The sequence below is a fragment of the Legionella fallonii LLAP-10 genome (genome assembly GCF_000953135.1).
GTDB classification, from domain to species: domain Bacteria; phylum Pseudomonadota; class Gammaproteobacteria; order Legionellales; family Legionellaceae; genus Legionella; species Legionella fallonii.
Genome location: NZ_LN614827.1, coordinates 974991 through 991985, shown reverse-complemented (window position 1 = coordinate 991985; position 16995 = coordinate 974991). Strand labels below are relative to the sequence as shown.

The following is a 16995-nucleotide window of genomic DNA, read 5'->3' as shown; positions in this document are numbered from 1 at the left end:
TTTATTAGGCTTCTTGCACAACAAGCAAAAAGTCTAATAAATCAGGATTTACATAAATCAATTTGTCTCATTTTGTAAGTAAGTCATTGATTTTGTTGTTAATGATGTCCTCGAGAAAAGTTCTTAAAATGAAAAAAACCGGAGGATAGAGTGGATACTCAAAAGACAATACATGGATTATTTGAAGAACAAGCCAAACGCAAACCAAATAATATCGCCATATTATACGGTAAGTACTCCCTTACCTATGATGAGTTAAACAAAAAAGCAAATCAGCTCGCCCATTATTTATTGGCTATGGATATCAAACCCGATACTCCTATTGCTTTTTGTATGGATCGCTCTTTTGAATGTCTAATCACCATCCTCGCTATATTAAAAGTGGGAGCTGGTTACCTACCCTTAGACCCAGCTCATCCGAAGGAACGATTACTATTTATATTAAATAACAGCAATACGTCACTTTTAATCACTAAATCTGAATTAAAAGAACAATTTACTCAATATCAAGGAAAAACGATTTTCCTCGATAGCTCTTACCAAAAGATTGATAAACAACCAACTCACAATCTCAATCTTGTAATAGACGCCAAACAACTCGCTTACGTCATTTATACTTCTGGTTCCACGGGAAGGCCTAAAGGGGTACTTATTGAACATCAATCGGTGGTTAATTATGCACATTGGTTTACTGATTATGCCTCTATTCACACCAAACAGCGCGTTGATTTTTCATCCAATCATACGTTTGATATGGCTGTAACAACATCAATAGCACCACTCATGTTGGGTTTAACCATTGTAATTTGTGATATTGAAACAAAAAAAAATCTACGACATTACCTGACGCATATTAAAAGCTCTAAAATTAATATCATTAAAACGACCCCTAGCTTTTTTAAAGTACTCTTACAGGAAGTAAAAAATAAATTTATTGCCCTTCCCTATTTGAAAACCATTATTTTGGGAGGAGAAAATCTCTCTTCGACAGAGTGTAAAGCTTGGCTTAAGCTTTATCCTAAACATATTTTATATAACGAATACGGTCCTACAGAAACTACGGTGGCAGTATCACAATATAAAATTTCCGTTGACACTGTTGCTGATTTAGAACTCAATGTCCCTATTGGCACAATCGGACATAACATCAATTGCATAATTCTTGATACTCATAATAATCCGGTTGCTAATCAAGAAATAGGTGAGTTACATATAGGAGGTATATGCTTAGCTCGAGGCTATTTGAACCAACCGGAGATAACACAAAGGCAATTTATCCCAGATCCTTTCAGCCAAGAAAAAAATGCCCGACTATATAAAACAGGTGATTTGTGTCTATTGCGTGATGATGGAGTACTTGAGTATTTTGGTCGAACTGACTCTCAAGTAAAAATACGCGGATTTAGAATAGAACAAGGAGAAATTGAACAACATTTAGCGGCACATCCAGCCATAAATGCAGCTGTAGTGATAGCCCAAAAAGACTCTTTAAATGAAGACAGACTATTGGCCTATTACATCTTGAAGGAGCCGACAGGAGCACTTACTTCTGGTGATTTACGAGAATATTTACAAAATCTTATACCAGACTTCATGATTCCATCAGCGTTTATAAGTGTTAGCTCTTTCCCGCTAACAGCAAATGGTAAATTAGATCCAGCCCTACTCCCCACACCACAATTAACCGCCAATCAACCATATAGAGCACCACAAACTGATGTAGAAAAGACTATTACTGCCATTTGGTCAGAAGAATTAGGAGTTAAAACAATTGGCCTTGATGATGACTTTTATGAATTAGGTGGGCATTCTTTATCCGCAGCACGAATTATTTCCAAAATAAATCGTGTCATGGGAACAAACATTAGCCTACGTGATTTTTATTTTGCCACTAATATTGCTCAATTAAGTGCAATCATTACAAAAACCAAGAAAAGAAAGATCATCAAATTAAAACAAAAAAGCACATCGCATTCTATGGGTAAGGATATCCCTCTTAGTGATTTTCAATTCATGTTATGGATAGCCGATACTTTTGAGTCCAAAGCAAAAAAACTAAATATTACTGCGAGAAAACGTTTACAAGGAACACTAGACAAAGCTGCCCTAGAGTTTGCCTTTGATGCAGTACTAAAAAAGCAAGAAATATTATTTTATCGAATTTTAAAACTTAAGCCCGCACAACTAATACAGAAAAATTTATCATTCAAAATTACTGAAATTGATCTGAACTCATTAGGTAAACAAGATAGCGAAAAAGTACTTAAAGACTCTATGGATGAACTCATTAGCTACTATCCATGGCCTAAAGATTCTCCATTAATTATTGCCAAATTATTTCACTTAAAAAATAATGAAATAGAATTGCAAATCAGTATACCTCACATTGTATGTGATGATTTTTCACCTGAGATTTTGTTATCTGATTTATCACAATTTTATCTTCTTTATAAACACCAATCGAACAAAACCTTGCCACAGCAAATACAAAAAGGGGTAGAACTCAAAGATGAACATTCCTTTGCATCACTACATGAAAGCTCAGACAAGCCGTTTCATGTAACCGAATTATCTCAAACAGCAGAAACCAATAAATCCTATAAAGAATATATTTTTAACGAGCAAGATTATGTTCAGAAACATTTAGACAGAGATATTTGTTTTTGGGATAAATACATGAAAGATGCTGGTTTATTTACCTTTTCTCCAGCCCATATTGTAAAAAACATGAAAGCCAAACAAATAGCCTTTTCAACTTATACTCCAATACCAGAATCAACATTACACCAATTCAAACAATTTTGTGCGAGAAGCCATATGAGCCTCAATGAAGGCTTGTCGGCAGCAGTTGCTTTAGCCTTATGTCATTGTACCGATATTACACAACAGCAGACACCTTATACCTATGTTAATATCATAAAATCGACACGAGATAACGAGGTTTATGATGACATAATTGGTTGCTTTTTAAGACTAGAGCCTGTCAAAATCGCCCTAAACAAGACCTCTACTCTAGAAACTATAACCAAACAAATACATCAATCTACAATTGACACCAGCCGTTACCTACAATGCCCTGACTTGGTAAAGCTATCAGCGATTAGCACGTTTCGTCAAAAGAAAAAACTGATTAAAAATTTTGCAATCAACGTTTTTACTTCTCTTTATGCAACTATCTTTTCTTTGCCGGAAATAAATCGGAAAATTTTCAAGCTTTGCAGTAAGCGCTTATCATCGTTTAAACGAACGAATCATTTTCTCATTAATATTAACGTACAAAAAAACTTTATCTCTGCAAAGCAGGAGAATAAATTAAATCTATTCGGCTTGGATGCAACCGACATAAAAAGCTATCAATATGACCTATTACAAATAAATAATGTCTTTGATGTCTGTTTTATACGCGATGAAAATATCAGAACTCCTTATTTAGTCATTTCAGCAAATTTAAAACCCGAATTTCGTGATTTAATTGCAAAGGAAATACTGAGAATCATGGAAACAGCAACATCATCTCCTCATGAACATACAGTTAATATAACCTACATTAATTAACGTGAGTTCGAGCGATTTTCAGGAAATTATTTTTATAAACAGTGCATTACTATTTTAAACGAATTACCGGCGAAAGCCGGTATCCATCTACTTTTAAACGTTTTATAGATACTGACTTTCGTCGGCAATGCAAAAATGGCCAAAGTCGAGTTCATCATAAAAGGCACGGAAATACTTTTTATGGCGCTAAACGAACGTTATCCCGCCAGGCTATCTGGTTATAAATAAAAGCACTTTCATATCAAAAACACGTTATTGAACTTACGTTAGTTAAATAACTACTAAAATTTTTTATAGCAAAGCATGGTTTTTTTTTCATGTTCAAATTAATATGCTGCTCTAAAAATAATATCGGGTCATTAAACCCTACAGCTATTTTCGATATTATGGCTTTTGCATTTTGCAGCCCGTCCTATTTTTTGGTACATTGTTTCGTTCGCTCTTTAAGTTTAACAAGGATTAATAAATGATAAAAAGAATTGTTATTCTCAGTTTGTATCTTTTCAGTCTATCTTCGTTTGCTTGTGACAAAGCATTACCTACTAATGACGTCAATTTTTGCGCCTCTTTTAAAGTTGCTGCAACCTGTTATTGTACTACTTCTGGTTTACCAACAGGCCTGTGTCAAGATATGAATGCATTGTACAATCGGATGATCACTGTATTTGGTACTTTAAGAAAAGCCTGCGAATATCAACGCTACACGAGCACTGAAGATTGTATGGACAATTGGAATTGCTATCGTTTTGGAGGCGTAGATTCTCGTGGTAGATTATGCAGTTCAAACAAACAAGCGTGTAAATAATTTTTAACTTTTCTTCTGGCTCTTCAAAAAAGAAGAGCCGTAATTATTAAAGTATTAAAAGAGTGTTTAATTGTGATTAACCAAAAATCAATACCCTATTTATGTACCCTACTATTTCTTTTCCCTTTTTTTTGTCAGGCTAAACCTATCAATCAATTCAGACATCCTTTTTATGTAGGCGCTTTAGGGGGCTTTGGTTCAACCACATGGTTTGGTCTAGTACCTAGCGAAGACAATCAGAACATAGCCATAACTATGTCTACGCCGATTAATGCGCAGGAAGGCGGCCAAGTTTGGGGTGTTTTAGGTGGTTATGAATTTAGTCCTTTTTTTGCTATTGAAGGTAATTATGTTAGCTATCCTCGGGCTACAGTCGTTTTTGACCCGTTTAGTATTTTTAGCTTTAATAATAATGGAGCAACCTTACTTACTACAGATACCGAGGCCTTAAGTTTAGTGGGCAAAGTAATGCTTGTTATTCCTAAGACAGAGATACGAGTATTTTCGGGTGTTGGAGTCGCTAATGTGCACAGACAAGATATAATCCTTGATGATTGGCGTGCCAGTCCAACTTTTAGTTTTGGAGTTAATTTTCCTATTACAGAACATTTTATGGGAGAGCTTGCAGGAAATTATACCGCTGGCTTCGGAGAATCCCAGCTAGACCCAACAGACTCTTATTTCCCCTTTCTTTACTCAGCAACTCTACGCCTAGCCTATCGTTTTTAATTTTTATTGGCTTCTACACGTAGCCTGGATTAGCGCAGCGTAATCCAGGATTTTAGTACACTATTCGAAGATATTTCCGTATCACACCAGGTGAATACAGGCTACAACACTTTAATCAATACTTATTAATAAAAGCCAAGGCTTCGTCGCGAGTAATAAGCTGGCTTCCATCCGCATCAATCTTATTAAAATTGTCGATTAACTCATTAAGCACCGCATCCTTTTGAGCATCTAAAGTATTAGCATCAGTAATCATTAATTGTGCTTTACTTTCAGGAGCCTGAGGAAGAACTTGAGCTAACGCCTCTTCCGGAGATTGCGTACTCATTTTACGGCTGGATTCAATCAATGAGATGAGGGAGGATATATCATTAGGTTGAGAATTATCGCTTTGATTCGAAATCGCATTATCCTCTGCCTTCTCTTCAATTTTTGCTACGGTATTCACCTGGAAATGCTGAGGTAATTGATTTAAATTTCCATTAATTTGATCCACTTTATCGTCTTTTTTCGTTGAGGCTTCATTCATGGAGGCTGGTTGATTAGCCGGTTTTATAGCCTCAGAGCGTAAAGAATAGTTAAGTGCAGTATAATTTCCATTTATACCTGATAGCATAAGGACTCCCTTTTTTAAGAAACTCTATTTTTAATAATAGCTCATTTTTTACTCATTTTCCTCCACATAAAATAAACTTACTCTCTGTTCGTGGCTAATAAAATCAACTTAATGACCTCGAGATCTGAGGTATCCCCACCGAATTATAACTTCTCTCGAATTACCGTGGCTTGACCACGGTATCCACAGGTCGCATGATTAAATCACCTCTATTTCTTCAATGAAGTGGTTAAAAAAGAAATTTAATCGAGTGTATTTCTTGGTCTTAAACTAACCATTACCCCTCTTGTAGATACCGTGGTCAAGCCACGGTAATTCGATCTTTAATCAATATTTGGGGGGATACCTCCGTTCGAGATGGCACTTGGATTTGGACATTAGAAAGGTATTTCGCCCTTAATCGGACTGCCATGCTCAATTCAGCCTACTCTAAAAATATAATTTATTGAAGATACTCTTGATTTTTGCTTGTTATGTTAAAATAATCCAATTTTAAATCACTTTACTTAAAACTCGACTTGTAGTCTTATGCTTCTAATCATTGATAATTATGATTCTTTTACTTATAACCTGGTTCAATACTTTCAATGTTTGCAACAGGAAGTCATCGTTTTTAAACACGATAAAATCAGTTTGAATGAAATAAAACAACTGAACCCCCGTTATATTGTCATTTCACCAGGGCCAAAATCCCCTGATGAGGCAGGTATTTCTTTGGCTGTTATTCAACAGTTCCATCAGCAGATCCCTATATTAGGCATCTGCCTTGGTCATCAATGCTTGGCACAAGCCTTTGGTGGTAAAATAATCTCAGCCCCTGAAATTATGCATGGAAAAACATCAACCATCCTTCATAATTATCAAGGAATATTTAATAATACTCCCAATCTATTCCAGGCAACTCGTTATCACTCATTAGCAGTTGATGTTGCTAGCCTGCCTCTCTGTTTTTCAATCGATGCCTGGGCAAAAGAAACAATTATGGCAATTTCACATCGTCAATACCCGCTTTTTGGTCTACAATTTCATCCAGAGGCCATCCTAAGTCAACATGGATTACAACTATTAGAGAATTTCTTAAAATATGAAACCCAGTCTCCTATTTGAACAGCTCATAGCTAAAAACAATTTATCGTCCGATCAAATGCAAGAAATAATTCACGCCTGCATGACTGGAGCATTTAATGATATACAAATTGCTACCTTTTTAGCTCTTATGCGTATGAAAGGTGAAACAGTCAATGAATTAACTGCCGCCGCAAAAGTAATGCAGCAACTGGCACACTCCCTAGATCTCGGCCCGGATCTAATCGACATTGTCGGCACTGGCGGTGATGGTAAAAATACATTTAACGTTTCTACAGCCAGTAGCTTTGTAGTTGCAGCAACTGGAATTAAAGTCGCCAAACACGGCAATCGCTCAGTTTCCAGTCGTAGTGGTAGCGCTGATTTATTAGAGCAAGCGGGTTTTACTCTAAATCTTACCGATCTTCAAATCCAAACTTGTATTAATAAGTGCAATTTAGCTTTTCTATTTGCTCCTCATTATCACCCTGCTATGCAACATGCTCGAGCTGCGCGTCAGCACTTAGGCATTAGAACTTTATTTAATTTACTAGGTCCATTAATCAACCCTGCCCGGGTAAAAAAACAGGTGGTAGGCGTTTTTTCCAACTCGTGGACAAAACCCTTAGCGGAAGTATTAGTGAATCTAGGCAGCGAACGTGCCCTAGTTGTTAGCTCTCAAGATGGTCTGGATGAAATTAGTATCGCAGCACCTACGGAAGTGGTTGAATACAAACAAGGAAAATTCAAGGAGTGGCTCATTATTCCAGAAGAATTTGGCATGAAACATCAATCATTAGAAAGCATTATTGTTGACTCTCCACAACAAAGTTTGCAGTTAATCCAAAAAGTACTGGCAGGAGATAAAGGTGCTGCTCGTGATATGGTTCTTCTTAATTCAGCAGCAGCAATTTATTGCGCAAAAGAAGATCTTTCTTTCGCTGCAGCGATAGAAACAGCAAAAACAGCGATTGACAGTGGCAAAGCAGCACAATGTTTTAACCAACTGTGCCAATTAACCCAAAACTTAAATAAAGAATGAAATTATGAATAGCATATTGCAAAAAATCGCCCATCATAAATTAGAAGAAGTTGCAAAGGCAAAAAAGATTAAACCATTAAACTCTCTATTACAGACTCCTACCCTAGCACGACGGGATTTTATTAAAGCACTTCAATCCAACGCTACTCCTGCAATTATTGCTGAAATAAAAAAAGCTTCTCCAAGTAAAGGAGTGATTAGGGAATATTTTGATGTCGCAGAAATTGCAACTGCTTATGCTCAAAATGGTGCTCGTTGCCTGTCTGTATTAACTGATATTGAATTTTTCCAAGGCCATCCTGATTATATCGCCACAGCAAAAAAGCATTGCCCCCTACCTGTACTACGTAAAGATTTTATCATCGACCCTTATCAAATTCACGAAAGTTTAGCTTTAGGTGCCGATTGCATTTTGCTGATTGTAGCCATGTTAGACGATGTGCAATTAACTGACTTTTGTCAATTAGCTCAAGAACTGGAGTTAGCTGTACTGGTAGAAAGTCACACCCGAGAAGAACTCGACAGAGCCCTATTATTACCGACCCCGCTCATGGGAATTAATAATCGTAGCCTGCATACCTTTCATACTAATATTCAGCTCAGTGTTGATCTAAAACCCTATGTTCCTAAAGAGAAAATTATTGTTACTGAAAGCGGTATAAATAATAGGGAAGACATTAAATTCATGCAGTCTCACGGCATTAACACCTTTCTCATAGGAGAAAGCCTCATGAGAGCGGATAATGTAGGCCAAGCATTAGAGAAACTAATGCACGACTAATAATCGTTAGGTTCAGGATCTTGGCTTGGTTCAGGTTCTGGTGTACCAGGATAATCGGGCTCTAAAGGCTCTGTAGTGTCAGGGTATTCCTCGGGCTCAGATGGAAACTCATTGGGCTCAGGTATCTCGCTATCGTTCACATTCATTCCTTTAAATAGTGTTATTGTTTAATTATAGCAAATTGAACCATGGTCACCTAATGGCGTCAATTTAAGCTTTTATCGCGTAGCCCAGAATACGACTTCGTCTAATCCGGGCTACACATCCTTAAGTTGATGCCATTACGTGAACCGTTGCAAGCAATGAAATAGACCTAAATATCTCTTGCATCATGATACATGATTATGCAACAGAACCATGACTCATTAAACCAATGAAAGTATCATTTTTTTCCGTTCAAAGCCTTCCTTACCCCTGCGCCATACTCTTTATCAACCAGATCAAATAACTTCATTTGTCGTTCAATAATAAAATCGGGAACTCCCATCATGCTGTCTGCAATATTGGAATACAGCCTTTGTTTTTGTTCCGCGTCAAACAAATGAAATAAGTTAGCAGGCTGGCTAAAATCGTCAGGATCTTGATGTCTGTCATATCTATAAGCATCACCATCAACAGGAAAAGGAGGCTCAACATATTGATGCTGCTCCTCAGGTCCTGAAAAACTATTAGGTTCATAATATGCATCCGTATGGTCAGTATTGTTATCATAGAATCTCAAGGAACCATCCTTATGATAGTGGTGCACTGGGCATTTGGGGGCATTAACGGGTAACGCTTCATAATGAGTACCTATACGATAGCGATGGGCATCAGCATAAGAGAATATTCGTGCTTGTAACATTTTATCAGGAGAAAAACTAAGCCCAGGAATAATATTGGAGGGAGAAAAAGCCAATTGTTCTATTTCAGCAAAATAATTCTCAGGATTACGGTTAAGTTCCATAATTCCCACTTCAATTAAGGGGAAAGTTCGTTGCGACCAAACCTTAGTTAGATCAAAAGGATTGTGACCTAAATTTTGTGCCTGTTCCTCTGTCATGATTTGTACGCAAAAACGCCATTTAGGATAGTCCCCTTGAGCTATAGCTTGGAATAAATCCTCTTGAGTGGACTCTCTGGTGCGCCCCACGACCTCTGCTGCCTCTTGATTGGTCCAATGCTTGTGCCCCTGCATTGTTTTAAAATGAAATTTAACCCAAAAACGTTCATTTTTAGCATTGATGAAACTATACGTATGGGAACCAAAACCGTCCATAAAACGCACTGACTGAGGTAGCCCTCTATCAGAAAATAAGATGGTCACTTGGTGCAAACTTTCCGGTGATAAAGACCAAAAATCCCACATAGCAGTAGGTGAACGTAGATTAGTTTTTGGATGTCGCTTTTGTGTATGAATAAAATCAGGAAACTTATAAGGATCGCGAACAAAAAATACAGGAGTATTGTTGCCCACCATATCCCAATTTCCTTGACTGGTATAAAACTTTATTGCAAATCCACGAACGTCTCGTTCCGCATCCGCAGCCCCCATTTCCCCTGCCACAGTAGAAAAACGAGCAATCAGTTCTGTTTTTTTCCCTACCTCGGAAAATAGATCGGCTTTAGTATATTCCGTAATATCATGGGTGACAGTAAGAACACCATGTGCTCCCCATCCTTTAGCATGCACGACTCGCTCGGGTATACGCTCACGATTCTGATGAGCCAATTTTTCTATTAATTGATAATCCTGCATTAATAAGGGTCCTCGAGCTCCTGCAGTTAAGGAGTTTTGATTATCCCCGATGGGATTACCGCCAGTGGTAGTGAGAGTGATTTTTTTGGTCACGAATTACTCCTTAATAAGTTACCCATTTCATGAAAAGATTAAGAAACAATAATAGTAGCTTCTCAATAAGTACGGGGAACACTACTTCATTCGGGGTCACATTTTTCCCGGAATTATTGAGAAGTTACCAATAATAATGTTAAGCAAATGATTTTAATAGTTTTACTAAGAATATTAATATGCCACACACCGTATCTACAGTGAACCACAAAGTTATCACTGATTGCTACATCCATACTTTATTTAGTATGATGCGTTCCAATGTTCAGTATGTATATAAAAATGAGGAATTAAGCATGAAGGTCGCTGTAATTACCGGTGCGGCAAACGGCATAGGGCTCGCATTAAGTCTTATTAACCTTCAACAAGGTAAAACAGTCGTTATGGTAGACAAAGATCATGCAAAACTTGCTCATGAGGCCACACAGTTAATTGCTCAATTTCCTAACCAAGTAATTCATTTTTCCTGTGATATTACTCAAGTTAGTGAAGTGAATGACTTAGTTCAACTAATTGAACAACAGTTAGGTCGCATTGATTACATCTATAATAATGCGGGGATTATAGGCACCCTAGCCCCAGTATGGGATTTAACTCCACAACAAGTTGGTCAAGTCATCGACGTTAATGTGCATGGCATGCTTCATATCATTCGAGCATTCATGCCATTATTATTCAAGCAAGACTTCAGGTCCCACATTATCAATATGGCAAGCTTATATGCTCTATGCTCTGGCTCACAGATGGCCTGCTATGCCATGTCAAAGCACGCAGTACTCGCTTTATCTGAATCGCTTCATTTTGACCTTCAACGCCTAGAAAAACCAGTCGACATCTCTGTTGCCTTTCCGTCATTTACAGATACAGGTCTATTGGCAAACACATCAGCAGAAAATACTTCAGCCTTTCATCACTCATTAAACGCGTTGTTAACTCATTCGCGCCCTGCCTTAGATGTAGCTGAGCACATTATTCGAGAAGCAGAACAAAAGCGATTTTATATACTGCCTGACAAAGAGGTTAAGGGATACAGCGAAGAGCGAGTCAAAGCGATAATACAGCAAGAAAATCCCCATATTAATAATATTGAAAAGCTACTTAACTCATTGTTAAGACGTGCAAAAACCGCACTATAATATCCACGTGGCGCGAAAAGTCCCCTCCCCCGCGCGAGGAGTTTTGATTAGAACCCAATACTCAATCGTGGGAGAGGGTCTTAGAGGGATATTTCGTTCTTAGCTTGACGGCTATGGGTCAAAATGACCCAACCTACAATGATTCTTTGATAGACCACGAGCCACAATTTTCGTCTAAAGTTAACGCAACATTTCCAGTAATTCACGCCTAAAAATATGATAATCCACTTCTAGAGCATGGCGTCTATTGGATTTAAAACGGTAATGCGGTTTATTTATTTCTTCGGTAATTTTCTGATGTAACTGCTCCGGTCTTTTTAGGGTTCCCGCAATAATACGCGCCACTATTTTGGACTGATAATCAGCAAGAGGCCAGATACAGCCTTGAGGTTGGCATAAACCGATGAAATAAAGGTTATCAAAGTCAGCATGCATCATTTTCCTATATAAAGGAATTTTGGTCGCATTGCTAAAATCTAGATAATCCTTATCGAAAAAGGGAAAGCTAACCTGATATCCTGTAGCAAAAATCACTGTATCAAATTCCTCTTGGCTACCATCGATAAAATGAACGGTATTTTTTTCAAATTTTGCAATACCAAGACGAGGCATTATCTTTCCATGACGAATAAAATATAACAACTCTGAGTTAATCGTAGGATGTATCTCTAAAGGGCCACAATCCGGTTTCAGCAACTTATACTTAGGGTAGCGTCCTTGTAACACTCTAACTACTAAGGTAATAATTTTCTGTCTTATCCCAGATGGAATCCATTGAATTTTAGCCACTGCATCATCTGTTGGCTTTCCAAAAATAAACTTAGGGAAAATATGATAACCCCGGCGCATACTAATACAAACCCGAGGTGCAATGCGCGATGCTTCAACGGCAACATCACAAGCAGAATTTCCACCACCAACGACAAGAACGCGCTTATCTTTAAAGATTTGAGCCTTCTTATATTGATGAGAATGGAGTATCTCTCCGTCAAACTCTCCAGGATATTCGGGCAAAACAGGATCCCAATGATGACCATTTGCTACTAATAAATAATCAAAGCACTCCTGATGGACTCCTTGCTCATTTTCATAAGTAACATGCCACTGATTACTCTCATCACGCGTCACTTTTAAAACAGTGCTATTAAATCGTACGTACTTATCTAAAGCAAAATGCTGTGAATAGTCTCTAAAGTACTTTAAAAGAAGAGCATGGGATGGATAGTCAGGATAATCCGATGGCATAGGAAAATCGTCAAATTGCGACCAACGTTTAGAACTAATGATATGAGTTGTTTCATACACACTAGAATGCTCATTATGCTCATCAAAAAACCAATTACCGCCTATTTGATTATTTTTTTCAAAAACGACAACATTAGTTAAACCCTGCTCTTGTAGATTTTTAATTGCAGCAAGACCACTTGGACCAGCGCCAATAATGCAAATACGTGGATTTAATCCGTCAAGCCCTTTTTTTATTACCATCAACTAATACCTTCTTCACTTCATCCAATATCATTGCTTGTACAACTTCATTTTTATCAATAGTAAAGTGATTAACACTAACTCCTTTTAAATCATCAACATTAATATTTTCAATTTTAGTCGCTCGAGAATCTACTGCTTTCAATTTAAGCCCACTAAACATAGGAACATAGCCAGTCTTATACAAATTAACTACGTGTTTGACATTTGGGGGTACTATAGTTTGCGATACAGCATCCACAGTAACAAGAAGATCAACTGGAATCCCCGCTGCATTAAGGTTACGAGCTACTTTAATTTGTTCATTAGCCCCTAAAGAATGCCCCACCAAAATAATAGGTCTATGCTTTTTGTGGGTATAATAATAACGTTTTATAGAATAAGCGACGTCACCTCCGTTATACCACATGTTGCTAGAAGCAGATACATTCCCATATTGTTTGGCAATGTCATCACGAACATCACTCATACCCACGCTAAACATACCCAAGCCGCCCAGCATGGTATGAACTTCCCCTTGCGATTTAGAGGCATGAGCCTTAGTTTTATGTTTAACAGGCTTCGTCGAGTAAGAAGCTATTTTCCTTTCCGGGTTCAATTTAGCTCTTGATAAATCAACACACCCTGTCAAACCAATGACAGCAAAACACAAAAAGAAAGAGATTGGCTGTTTCCAAAAATAATTCATTTTATTGCTATTTTTTGTAGTTTTAAGGGCAATCATAACTGATTCTCATGTTTTTTTTCAATACAGGCCTATAGTCGAGATTATATTGGCCCACTTTCACTTTGAATTCTCTAGCAATCTGCTACTATAAACAAATCGTAGCGGCTTGCCTAATTGTAGCTCGGGCGGCTTGCAACTAGGAGTCAGCTTTAAATAACTCTTCTCTCGGTTGCAAACCAACCGGGCTACTGGTGTAGGACGTTTTTTATGTCATCCGAAACATGATGAAGGATGGCATGAAAAACTCCGAAATTCGTCAAACTTGTAGGATTATTTCTCATTATGCCAGAACAATTTTCAATAATATCTGTAAGTCAGCTCAATAAGCAGGTTAAAAGTTACCTGGAAAATGAAATAGGCATAGTGCATGTAGAAGGAGAAGTATCAAACCTTAGCAAACCCTTTTCAGGCCACTTCTACTTTACTTTAAAAGATGCTAACGCTCAAGTTCGCTGTGTGTTCTTTAAAAACCGCCATATTGGCTCCATTGCAACAAAATTGAGTGATGGACAACAAGTGGTAGCAAGCGGAAAATTAAGTCTTTATGAAGCTCGTGGAGATTATCAGCTAATAGTCGAACAATTAACAGAATCAGGGTTGGGTGAACTATATAAACGTTTTGAAGAGCTTAAAAATAAACTTGCGGCAGAAGGATTATTTCTTCAATCTAGAAAAAAAGATCTACCAGCAATACCGCAAACCATAGGAGTGATTACCTCTGCCAGTGGTGCTGCAATTCGCGATATATTATCTACTTTAGCCCGTAGATTTCCTCTAGCTCAAGTGGTTATCTATCCTAGCGAAGTTCAAGGCTCAACCGCGCCTCAACAATTAATTAAAGCGCTGCAATTAGCACATACCGATGCTCGCTGTGATGTGCTTATTCTTGCCCGAGGTGGCGGTAGTCTTGAGGATTTATGGGCATTTAATGATGAACGCTTAGCAAGAGAAATTGCTGCTAGCACTATCCCCATAGTTTCAGGGGTGGGACATGAAACTGATTTCACCATCGCTGATTTTGTAGCCGACTATCGAGCAGAAACACCAACTGCTGCAGCTGCAGCAGCAACTCCCAATTGCATCGAATTGCTCAATATGCTTAACAATGCCATATCGCGTTTGCATATTGCCATGAAGCGAATCATGCATGGTCACCAACTAAGAGTAAAACACCTAAGTGATAAAATATCCTCTCCTAAGCAAAATATAACCGTTTATTGGCAAACTCTTGATTATCTAGAGCGACGGCTCCTCACTAATTTAACTCACTTGATTAGCCAGAAAAAAAATCAATTACACTTGTATTCTAATCAGTTACAAGCACAAAATCCCAAAACGCTGATTCAGCAAACTAAGATGCGTCTAGCGCAAATAACGGCACAATTGACTCAAGAAATACAAATAAAAATCAATCATCTTAAATATAGGCTAAATAATAATCTAGCAACTTTACATGCAGTCAGTCCATTAGCTACACTGGATAGAGGATATGCAATAGCAACGAAAAAGCATAAAGTGCTCTATACTACACAACAATTACAAATTGGTGACACTATAGAAATTCGTTTAGCAAAAGGTAATTTGGAGTGTGAAGTCACTCATATTAAGCCCGAATAATCGGCTCATACTAAGGACTAATTGAGATCATGAATAAAATAACAACGATTACTTTCTTTCTACTCTTCTGTATATCGAATCTTACATTCGCTACAGCGCTTCCAGAAAACCATTCCGTTAACGGTGGATTAACCATTATACCTATTGATATCAATAAACAACCGGAGGCTTATTTTCAAGGCAAACGAGTTCCTGTATTGCCTAGTGACAAACCGAATCAATGGTTACTCCTAGTAGCTATACCATTAAATAGCAAAGACCCCATTCAGTATTTGACTGTAACAAAACCAGTTAATACCACGATACCATTCCATGTAAGTGAAAAGTTTTATAACACTCAATATTTGAAAATCAAAGATATCAGCAAGGTCGATCCACAGCAAGCAGATAAAGTCCGTATAGATAAAGAAACCAAAAGACTCGCTGAAATTTATTCTAGTTATACGGATACCAACCCATTCCAACAACAGTTTAAAGCACCACTTCGTGGCCCTATCAGCAGCTTATTTGGATTAAAAAGAGTCTATAATAAAGAACCTCGCGATCCCCACTCAGGACTGGATATTGCTGCAAAACAAGGCGACCCGATTTATGCAGTAAGCCAAGGCAAAGTAGTAGAAACTGGTGATTACTTTTTTACAGGTAATACTGTGATAATTGATCACGGAATGGGTGTTTTTTCGCTTTATGCTCATCTGAGTAAAATTGACGTAAAACCAGGTGACTCGATACAGCAAGGCCAAGAAATAGGCTTAGTAGGGATGACCGGCAGAGTAACCGGCCCTCATTTACATTGGACAATGATAGTTAACCAAACGTTAGTTGAGCCATTACTTTTTGTACCAGTACGTAATATAGCAACCGTCCCAGCTGTACCAGTAAAAAACCTGGTAAAACCTGCTAGTCAATCTGCGGTAAAATCATGATTAATCAATTGCTCAATAGCCTCAGTTTAATTGTGGTGCAAACACAGCATAATCTATACACATTGGGGATAATACTTCTTATCCCCTGGACAATATTTTTTATTAGCCGGTTCATTAGTAATAAAATTCTACTACTAGGCATTATTCCCAGACGTGCTTATGGAGTACCGGGTATATTATGTGCCCCATTGCTTCATGCTAACTTCAATCATATTTTTTTTAATTCAATCCCATTATTAGTTTTAAGTAATTTTATTTTAATCAATGGACTGAAATATTATCTCATTGTGACATTACTCATTACAGTGCTTAGCGGATTCGCTATTTGGTGCTTTGCCAAACCAGGGCTACATATAGGTGCCAGCGCCCTCATCACCGGTTATTGGGGTTTTTTAGTGTGCAATATATATCAAAATGGTACCCTGACTACAATTATCTTAGGACTACTTAGTCTCTATTACTTTGCCGGTATCTTTCTTGGTATTTTTCCAAAAGAGAAAGGGGTTTCTTGGGAGGGACATTTATTTGGCTTACTAGCAGGCCTTGCCACTAGTTATATATTTAGATTATATCCGCCGGAAACGATGCTGCTTTTATTAACGTAACAGCAATATTCTTTATAATTCAACAGGCATTACAACAGAATAATCTAATAATTTTTAAAACTCTATGTTATT

Annotated in this window: 15 protein-coding genes; 10 read left to right on the top strand and 5 right to left on the bottom strand. The window is 37.6% G+C overall.

The features are described from left to right. The first annotated feature begins 150 nt into the window (after window positions 1–150). The 3 genes from LFA_RS03935 to LFA_RS03925 all read left to right on the top strand — a co-directional run bounded on the left by LFA_RS03935 (window position 151) and on the right by LFA_RS03925 (window position 5089). Window positions 151–3555 carry a non-ribosomal peptide synthetase gene (locus LFA_RS03935; protein WP_045095016.1) on the top strand — a complete coding sequence of 1135 codons (3405 nt, stop codon included), beginning with the start codon at window positions 151–153 and terminating at the stop codon, window positions 3553–3555. Between the two features lie 466 nt (window positions 3556–4021). Then, on the top strand, window positions 4022–4360 hold the full coding sequence (locus tag LFA_RS03930) for a hypothetical protein (protein WP_045095015.1): 339 nt from the start codon (window positions 4022–4024) through the stop codon (window positions 4358–4360). 72 nt (window positions 4361–4432) lie between these two features. Beyond that, a complete protein-coding gene (locus LFA_RS03925) occupies window positions 4433–5089 on the top strand; it encodes a hypothetical protein (RefSeq protein ID WP_045095014.1) in 657 nt (218 codons plus the stop codon). 115 nt (window positions 5090–5204) lie between these two features. On the opposite strand, the gene LFA_RS03920 is transcribed toward LFA_RS03925, so the two are convergent. Then, complete coding sequence (locus LFA_RS03920) at window positions 5205–5705, bottom strand: hypothetical protein (protein ID WP_045095013.1); 501 nt, start codon at window positions 5703–5705, stop codon at window positions 5205–5207. A gap of 528 nt (window positions 5706–6233) precedes the next feature. Between LFA_RS03920 and LFA_RS03915 the strand changes: the two genes are divergently transcribed. Genes LFA_RS03915 through trpC form a run of 3 tightly spaced genes read left to right on the top strand, consistent with a single transcriptional unit; the run spans window position 6234 to window position 8593 of the window. Next, on the top strand, window positions 6234–6812 hold the full coding sequence (locus LFA_RS03915; RefSeq protein WP_045095012.1) for an anthranilate synthase component II: 579 nt from the start codon (window positions 6234–6236) through the stop codon (window positions 6810–6812). After that, a complete protein-coding gene (gene trpD, locus LFA_RS03910; protein WP_045095011.1) occupies window positions 6790–7812 on the top strand; it encodes an anthranilate phosphoribosyltransferase in 1023 nt (340 codons plus the stop codon). The genes LFA_RS03915 and trpD overlap by 23 nt, the downstream gene beginning before the upstream one ends. 4 nt (window positions 7813–7816) lie before the next feature. Then, entirely contained in the window at window positions 7817–8593 is a 777-nt protein-coding gene (trpC, locus tag LFA_RS03905) for an indole-3-glycerol phosphate synthase TrpC (protein WP_045095010.1), read from the top strand. Here the strand turns inward: trpC and LFA_RS20025 are convergent. Both LFA_RS20025 and LFA_RS03900 read right to left on the bottom strand, forming a co-directional pair. Beyond that, window positions 8590–8733 (bottom strand): hypothetical protein, encoded by a 144-nt coding sequence (locus tag LFA_RS20025; RefSeq protein ID WP_172653439.1) that lies wholly within the window; start codon window positions 8731–8733, stop codon window positions 8590–8592. The genes trpC and LFA_RS20025 overlap by 4 nt on opposite strands. 242 nt (window positions 8734–8975) lie before the next feature. Continuing rightward, entirely contained in the window at window positions 8976–10424 is a 1449-nt protein-coding gene (locus tag LFA_RS03900; protein WP_045095009.1) for a catalase, read from the bottom strand. Window positions 10425–10720: 296 nt separating this feature from the next. On the opposite strand from LFA_RS03900, the gene LFA_RS03895 reads away from it, so the two are divergent. Then, complete coding sequence (locus LFA_RS03895) at window positions 10721–11560, top strand: SDR family NAD(P)-dependent oxidoreductase (RefSeq protein ID WP_045095008.1); 840 nt, start codon at window positions 10721–10723, stop codon at window positions 11558–11560. 180 nt (window positions 11561–11740) lie between these two features. On the opposite strand, the gene LFA_RS03890 is transcribed toward LFA_RS03895, so the two are convergent. Both LFA_RS03890 and LFA_RS03885 read right to left on the bottom strand, forming a co-directional pair. Further along, window positions 11741–13048, bottom strand: coding sequence for a flavin-containing monooxygenase (locus LFA_RS03890; protein WP_045095007.1), 1308 nt, complete (start codon window positions 13046–13048; stop codon window positions 11741–11743). After that, window positions 13026–13736 carry a hypothetical protein gene (locus LFA_RS03885; RefSeq protein WP_045097404.1) on the bottom strand — a complete coding sequence of 237 codons (711 nt, stop codon included), beginning with the start codon at window positions 13734–13736 and terminating at the stop codon, window positions 13026–13028. Before LFA_RS03885 ends, LFA_RS03890 begins: the two co-directional genes overlap by 23 nt. 321 nt (window positions 13737–14057) lie before the next feature. Between LFA_RS03885 and xseA the strand changes: the two genes are divergently transcribed. Genes xseA through LFA_RS03870 form a run of 3 tightly spaced genes read left to right on the top strand, consistent with a single transcriptional unit; the run spans window position 14058 to window position 16923 of the window. Continuing rightward, window positions 14058–15392, top strand: a complete 1335-nt coding sequence (xseA, locus tag LFA_RS03880) for an exodeoxyribonuclease VII large subunit (RefSeq protein ID WP_045095006.1) — start codon at window positions 14058–14060, stop codon at window positions 15390–15392. Between the two features lie 29 nt (window positions 15393–15421). Further along, window positions 15422–16318: a M23 family metallopeptidase gene (locus LFA_RS03875; RefSeq protein WP_045095005.1), complete on the top strand. Its 897-nt coding sequence runs from the start codon at window positions 15422–15424 to the stop codon at window positions 16316–16318. Next, window positions 16315–16923: a rhomboid family intramembrane serine protease gene (locus LFA_RS03870; RefSeq protein WP_045095004.1), complete on the top strand. Its 609-nt coding sequence runs from the start codon at window positions 16315–16317 to the stop codon at window positions 16921–16923. The genes LFA_RS03875 and LFA_RS03870 overlap by 4 nt, the downstream gene beginning before the upstream one ends. Window positions 16924–16995 lie beyond the last annotated feature (72 nt).

Excerpts from the sequence above, each read along its gene's own strand:
- LFA_RS03930 (WP_045095015.1), top strand. The coding sequence starts at position 4,022 with ATGATAAAAAGAATTGTTATTCTCAGTTTGTATCTTTTCAGTCTATCT.
- LFA_RS03920 (WP_045095013.1), bottom strand. The coding sequence starts at position 5,705 with ATGCTATCAGGTATAAATGGAAATTATACTGCACTTAACTATTCTTTA.
- LFA_RS03915 (WP_045095012.1), top strand. The coding sequence starts at position 6,234 with ATGCTTCTAATCATTGATAATTATGATTCTTTTACTTATAACCTGGTT.
- trpD (WP_045095011.1), top strand. The coding sequence starts at position 6,790 with ATGAAACCCAGTCTCCTATTTGAACAGCTCATAGCTAAAAACAATTTA.
- trpC (WP_045095010.1), top strand. The coding sequence starts at position 7,817 with ATGAATAGCATATTGCAAAAAATCGCCCATCATAAATTAGAAGAAGTT.
- LFA_RS03895 (WP_045095008.1), top strand. The coding sequence starts at position 10,721 with ATGAAGGTCGCTGTAATTACCGGTGCGGCAAACGGCATAGGGCTCGCA.
- LFA_RS03890 (WP_045095007.1), bottom strand. The coding sequence starts at position 13,048 with ATGGTAATAAAAAAAGGGCTTGACGGATTAAATCCACGTATTTGCATT.
- LFA_RS03885 (WP_045097404.1), bottom strand. The coding sequence starts at position 13,736 with ATGAATTATTTTTGGAAACAGCCAATCTCTTTCTTTTTGTGTTTTGCT.
- xseA (WP_045095006.1), top strand. The coding sequence starts at position 14,058 with ATGCCAGAACAATTTTCAATAATATCTGTAAGTCAGCTCAATAAGCAG.
- LFA_RS03875 (WP_045095005.1), top strand. The coding sequence starts at position 15,422 with ATGAATAAAATAACAACGATTACTTTCTTTCTACTCTTCTGTATATCG.
- LFA_RS03870 (WP_045095004.1), top strand. The coding sequence starts at position 16,315 with ATGATTAATCAATTGCTCAATAGCCTCAGTTTAATTGTGGTGCAAACA.